The sequence below is a fragment of the Klebsiella sp. WP3-W18-ESBL-02 genome, from assembly GCF_014168815.1.
Classification (GTDB): Bacteria; Pseudomonadota; Gammaproteobacteria; order Enterobacterales; family Enterobacteriaceae; genus Kluyvera; species Kluyvera ascorbata_B.
On the sequence record NZ_AP021975.1, the window covers coordinates 36468 to 42597 of the forward strand.

9 protein-coding genes are annotated in these 6130 nt (G+C 34.2%); all 9 read right to left on the reverse strand.

Annotated features, from left to right (window positions below; genetic code table 11):
• Positions 1–47: 47 nt before the first annotated feature.
• Positions 48–572 carry a hypothetical protein gene (locus H7R56_RS27320; RefSeq protein ID WP_175149783.1) on the reverse strand — a complete coding sequence of 175 codons (525 nt, stop codon included), beginning with the start codon at positions 570–572 and terminating at the stop codon, positions 48–50.
• Positions 573–580: 8 nt separating this feature from the next.
• Positions 581–1060 carry a hypothetical protein gene (locus H7R56_RS27325; protein ID WP_175149785.1) on the reverse strand — a complete coding sequence of 160 codons (480 nt, stop codon included), beginning with the start codon at positions 1058–1060 and terminating at the stop codon, positions 581–583.
• Between the two features lie 143 nt (positions 1061–1203).
• A complete protein-coding gene (locus H7R56_RS27330) occupies positions 1204–1458 on the reverse strand; it encodes a hypothetical protein (RefSeq protein WP_060615695.1) in 255 nt (84 codons plus the stop codon).
• 11 nt (positions 1459–1469) lie between these two features.
• Positions 1470–2540 (reverse strand): hypothetical protein, encoded by a 1071-nt coding sequence (locus tag H7R56_RS27335; RefSeq protein ID WP_227674761.1) that lies wholly within the window; start codon positions 2538–2540, stop codon positions 1470–1472.
• Positions 2541–2796: 256 nt separating this feature from the next.
• The gene (locus H7R56_RS27340) at positions 2797–3501 is read right to left on the reverse strand and encodes an N-6 DNA methylase (RefSeq protein ID WP_045351302.1); all 705 of its coding nucleotides are present in this window, start codon (positions 3499–3501) and stop codon (positions 2797–2799) included.
• On the reverse strand, positions 3502–3975 hold the full coding sequence (locus tag H7R56_RS27345; RefSeq protein WP_175149790.1) for a hypothetical protein: 474 nt from the start codon (positions 3973–3975) through the stop codon (positions 3502–3504).
• 20 nt (positions 3976–3995) lie between these two features.
• A complete protein-coding gene (locus H7R56_RS27350; protein ID WP_136374522.1) occupies positions 3996–4451 on the reverse strand; it encodes a hypothetical protein in 456 nt (151 codons plus the stop codon).
• Entirely contained in the window at positions 4448–4867 is a 420-nt protein-coding gene (locus H7R56_RS27355; protein ID WP_045351296.1) for a hypothetical protein, read from the reverse strand. Before H7R56_RS27355 ends, H7R56_RS27350 begins: the two co-directional genes overlap by 4 nt.
• A 29-nt stretch (positions 4868–4896) precedes the next feature.
• On the reverse strand, positions 4897–5808 hold the full coding sequence (locus H7R56_RS27360; RefSeq protein ID WP_175149793.1) for a DNA adenine methylase: 912 nt from the start codon (positions 5806–5808) through the stop codon (positions 4897–4899).
• Positions 5809–6130: the final 322 nt, after the last annotated feature.

The window sequence follows — 6130 nt, forward strand, 5'->3', positions numbered from 1 at the left end:
ACATTGGTGTGCTACTCCAGAAATGACAAAGGGGCTTATGCCCCTTGTTATGTGTCTGTATTGGTTAAACGTTCTATATGCCTACTTATCATTTTTAGTCTCTTCTTGAGAAGGTAATCATCCAGCTCTTTCACTGCCTCTTTTGAAAAACAGTTTTCAAACCTGATAACATCAAAACTTACTGTTTTGTTTTTGAAAAACTCATATCCTTTGTGAAAACCATCATACATAACAACCTGAATCCCCATTCTAATTAGATTTAAAACTAATCTTTTATATCTGTCATCATAGAAGTGAGGTTCATACGGTTCATCTGGTTCCGGTTCATCATAAAAAATCACCACATCAGGATTATAACCAGATTTGAATATAGCCCTATATATCTCATAGGGCGTTTTATTTATATCAATAGTTATGGATGTAGCGTAGTGAATTTTAAACAAGTCAGAAGTAGAAAAAAGTCTGCTATTGTCTTCTATAAATACTAAATCATTAAGTTCTATTGCATCCTTAATACACTTGATTTTGTATTTTAGATAATCTTCTATTCTTTCCTCTTGTTCTAAGTTCATTTTTCACCTTATGCTTTAATTGTGATAACTTCTATGCCATAGTTTTCTTTCATGTGTTGTTCAAGGTATGGCCTTAAAAAAACATTATCATTAGTGAATGATAAAACCTTGTTGTTATTAGATGGTATCTCTAATATGTGATTTGCATAACTATTATCATTAACCATAGCAAAATAGCTATAACCAATACCTCTTATTTGATTTACCTCTCCGCCAAAGTGCTTGTCATAAGTTTTTTCAGATATACTAATATCGAGATGGTCAAAAACAAATAAGGTGTTTATAGATTCCATCATTACTCGTCTGAGAGCAGCTTTTGTAATGTTAGAATCGTTATAGAAAGCTATATTATCTATTCCTTCAATATTTAAATCCTTCAAGCTTAACATAAGCTCATCTCTGTGAGACATGTTTCCACCACGCACAACTACTATTCTTTTATCTTCAAATGCTGACTTTATTTCTTCTTGTATGTTTTCTATTTTCATAATGTTTTCCTTTTTTTAATGTTTATAATGTAATGAATATCTCTATTCATAGATAAGTTGTATTATATTTTAACTATAAGTCAAGTTTAATTGAGAAAATAAATTAAAAAAGAGAAGATAATTAAACCTTCTCCTTTTATTATTTAAAATGCTTGCTTGAACATCTTGTAAAATGCAAACCCGGTTGTTGATAATAATAAGAACGGCAAGTATATAATGAATGCCAATACCATAAGAAAACCAAGACTAAAAGACGCCATGAAATCAAACTGTTTATAAAAGAAATCATCAAAGGTCATTTCCTTACTGGATTCATTTTCAAAATCATCATCCTCACAAGTAAGTAAGATCTCATCGTCTTCTTCCGATAACTCTAAGTGTTCATAATCTTTTTTCATAATCAATTCCTTTATCTCTTCTTTTTTATAATATAGTCTAACTCCGCACATAGACTATTAACCATTTCATCATGCTCTTTTTTTAACTCTTCAATCTTTCTTTCCAAACCTATTATTTCACTTTGAAGAGTCATGTTTTCGAGAACAATGTAATCATAATCCTCATCTGCTTTATTCTTTTCCTCTTCCAGAGTTTCTATTCTTAACGTTAAAGCTTCTTTCTCATCCTTTAATTGATTGTATTCTTTTTTATACATAGTAGAATCACTTTCATTCAAATCATTAATCATTTCTAATCTGAATAAATCAATGGAGTGTTCTTTAACTTCTTCTTTTAGTTTTTCATTTTCAGCAATCAATCCCTGTATAAATTCATCAGCCTCTTCTAATAACTTTCTTCCACAGTTAGATATTTCCTCTTCTTCCTTTAGTTGAGATTTAAGATATGAAATCTCATTTAATAAATCATCAGTCTCAGTGTTATTTTTTTCAGTATACATGTTAAGCATGTCATTAATTGCCTGTTCCGATAACACATCATCGTTATCTACTTCCGGGAGTGGTATCTCATCAGGGAACGTTTCTACCGTGTCAAATGCTTCTATAGCTTCTTTGTTTGCTGCTGTTCTCTTAGAAGCTTTGTTTTCAAGGTAGTTGACTTCAATAGTCTTCATAGGTCTATTTTTTAAGAGGTAAGCAATTTCTTTTCTGCTTTTATTGGATGTTAAAACAACTTTTATATCTTTATCTTTTAAAGCATCAAGAGCTATATTTATATCACCATCTCTATAGGTATAATCAGCTCTTTCAATGAATACTACTTCAACACTCTTACAATCTGAAAACTTAGGATGTTCAATATCATATTCAAAAATCAACTCTGTTCTATGATTGTAAATAGTCTTTGTGTTTTGTTTGGGTGTTTTTACCTTCCTTTCTAATGAGGATTTAGCTTTCAATTCAGAAACAACTTTACCGCATAAAACAGTATCACCTGTTAATAAAACTAAATTACACTTTCCAAATAACGCATTTAATACTTGCTCTGCTTTTCTTTTAAAATACTTTTCTGTTCTTTTCATAACAACCTCCATTATTCATTAGTTAATATTTAGCGAGGTATCATTATTGATAGCCTCACATTTGTAATTAAAACAAATAAAGAGAAAGTCAATAGATAACGATAAATTAAAAAATAGAGTCGCTGCTATTATTTTAAAGGCATTTGATGTAGCCGCTTTAAATCCAGTAAATACGCCACTCTCTAATAATGCATACTAAATCTTACTTAATAATCACAACTGATAATTAAGTTATCAATGTCGCAAACAGGGTTTATCACCCTGTTGCTAAATCTAAATATTCCATTTCTTGACGGTATTTTTTAGCTTCATTAATCTTTAAACGATAACTGATTGTCGTTTCATAACCTTGATTGTAATCAGTGATAGCGTTTCTACAGCATAGCTCTATAGAGTGGATCACCGTATTCATTAGGTTGTTGTACGCCAACTGAGCAAAACAACAGGCTATAGCCACATCATCAAGATCTATGCAAATCATCTTGGTTATCTGCTGGCCTTGCTCCAGTTTGTATTTAGCTCTTGCGAGTGATAAAGCTCCCATACCACAACACATATCAAGCTCTATGATGTTGACTCTGTTCCCCATCATTTCGGCAACGGCTGTAGCTACAGAATCAGGTGTGTAAAACTGCCCGTTTCGCTTGGCCTGTGGCGCTCCATCAAGTATGAGTTCACTGTAGATAGGGCTTAACAGGTCTGTATACGGATCAGAGACTGATACCAGCTCTATGTATGTCATTATGGCATCACAGATAGCACTGGTGCTTGTTCTTGCGTATACATCCGGCCTTACCAAGAAATCACCCGTTTCGATCTCAGAGACATAAAGCCGGGTTGTATCCCTTGCGGCGGTAGCTGCCGCAAAAGCAAAGGCTGAAAAGCTTTTGTGTGTGTTATCACTGATAGCCTGAATCTGTTTAATCAGTTTCTTTTTAAGTAATTCATCTGTTTTTTTCATTTAATGCTCCTCTTGTTCATCGTTATCGCATTTATCAGCTTCAAGCATTTCCAAAACTTGTGAGCAAGCATCTAAATCATCGGAAACATCATTAATAATTAAAGAGTCATTAATGATAAATAGATCTTCTTCTAAAAGAAACTCGTTTAACTCTTCTTCTGTGTCAAAATGGACTGCTTCATATTCATGATTTTTCCCATAAAAGTTAGTTATTATATTTTCACAAAAACTATCTGTTTCTAATGAATCTATAACGTCATTTTGATATGATTCTATATCCTCTAAAACTACATAAACATCTATATCTTCCTCATGAGATTGAAACCCAGCTAAGTCTTCATATTTAGCTAAACTCTCACAATCAAGTTTTTTTATTCCTTCATAAATGTATTTTGCCAACATATTAGTTGTTATGGTTGCTATTTTAAGAACGAGGCTTTGCTCATTTTTTAAAATAATATCTGTTTTTTTCATTCAATGTTCCTTCTTGTTATCTAAATATTTTCTAGATCAACCCAATCGCTAAAATACATATGTATATGCCGAGGCCATCTTTTACTTTCATCTCCTGTAAAGTTCTTATAAAACGGTTCATACCAGTTATCCATATGCATAGTGTATGACTCGTGATAAGGACAGCACCAAGATGTTATTGAGCTAATATTTACATAGCAATCAAACATCCTTGCAATCCCTTCTGAAAAAATTTCTTGATAGAAATGATTAAGTTCATCAGATGATTCAAAGAAAATATCAAACCATTCTTTCCTATATCTTTTCGTTTTTATATAATGAGCATCTTCTTCTCTATCATTATTTTTAATAATATCTATATTTGATGCACTTCCATATTCACATATGTTTTGAAAATCTTTAACCCAAGCGGTGAGTTTTTCAGCATTTTCTTTCTTAATCTGGATGCTTACAACATTCAATGACATATAACTCATTTTATTTCCTCTTTGTTTTTAATAAGATTCATCACATAATCTACATCTTCACTATCACCGCTAATAACCATCAGCATGTAATAGAAATGAGAAAGATAATATTCGAATGAATAGCTAACCATTCTGATATCAAAAACACCATAAAAAAGAGAACACATAGGGTTTACATCATCAAACATGCGATTTAACCTTTCTGTCATTTCTTCAATGTAATCATCAGGAGCATATTCATTAACATACTCAAGTAAAAGATACTTAACAGCGAGAAGTTTTATATCAACATCTTCTTTACTATCAATGCTGTCTTTTATGTATCTCTCTTTATTTATGTTTAATGATGATTTTCCATCATTCATCCAAACTTTTATCAAGGGACTAACTTTACTTTCAATCGCGTTCAAAATATCTTCTTTCATAGTATTTTCCTTTTGTTGTTAAAAAATAATTACGCTGCTTTTTGGGTGTGTTCGTGCCTACTCCACATAAGGAGCAAATCGGTAGCTTTAACGGCCTCATAGCCATTCGCTGTTTTCTTACGTCTTCCTGCCGTATAGGTAATGTCAAAACGCACTACAGAGGCATCAGAGGCGTGTTCTTCAAAGAAACCATCATTAGCCTCACGGTTAGCTAACCAGACACTACAGCCCCGTTCCTGTTGCTTACGACACCATGAGATCAGTTGTTGATGGTCTTCATCAGTGAATGCATGGCCATAATCGGCGTAGCTCGCCCGGTAAGGTGGATCACAGTAGATAAAAGCCCCTTCCGGCACATCGAGATCAGCATAAGAGCCACACTGGATAGATGTTCCCTGCAGGGCTGTATGCCACTCTTTAAGTAGAGAGTAATCAAAGAGGCTTGTTGTATGGTTAAGCAGTCCTGCAGCCGTTCCGTAGCGGCCTGTTTTGCGTGAAACCTGCCAGATTCCATTGAAGCCGGTTCTGAGCAAAAAGAAGAGCAAAGCAGATGCCCGGACGGTTCCGATCTGTGCTTTCCAGTATTGTTCCCGGACACGGTAAAAGTGGTAGTTCCTCACTTCCAGAGAACGATAACCAAGATAGACGGCTTCCAGCTCCTGCAGATGGGTAATCAGCTCATCATGATCATGCTTGATAGTGTTCAGTAGAGCGATAAGCTCCGGGTTTACGTCATTGATGATTGCCGGGATATGGCTGTAGGTAGACTTAACAGACGCAAAGAGAGCGCCAGCGCCAAAAAATGGCTCTACGTATGCGCTTACGCTGTTCAGGTCTGGTAGATAGGTCTGGTAGCTTTTGAGTAGCTTAGATTTGCCGCCAGCCCACATGTAGAGGGGCTTTAAGCTTAATGATGGGGTGTTTTGGATAGATATAGTCATAGAACCAACCTCTAATAGTTAGATCTGTTCCAAGAAGGAAAATCACGGTCTTTCTTGGAGCAGTGCTGGAACCATTTCCAGCGGTTGGTGCTATACTCATCTATCGAAAGATGACGGCTAAAAGCCGGTACCTACGTAAGCGTTCGAAGAGCATTGTATTCTTTTTGTTAGCTAATGACTGCTTCGATGTGAACTATCTTATGGATTTCGTTTATGACGATCAACTACTTTTTTCACTTTTTTGAAAATATTTTCTAATTGCGATTGACAGGTAAAAATAAATTGATTACTTAATATCTATCCAGTTAGAAATTAATTAATA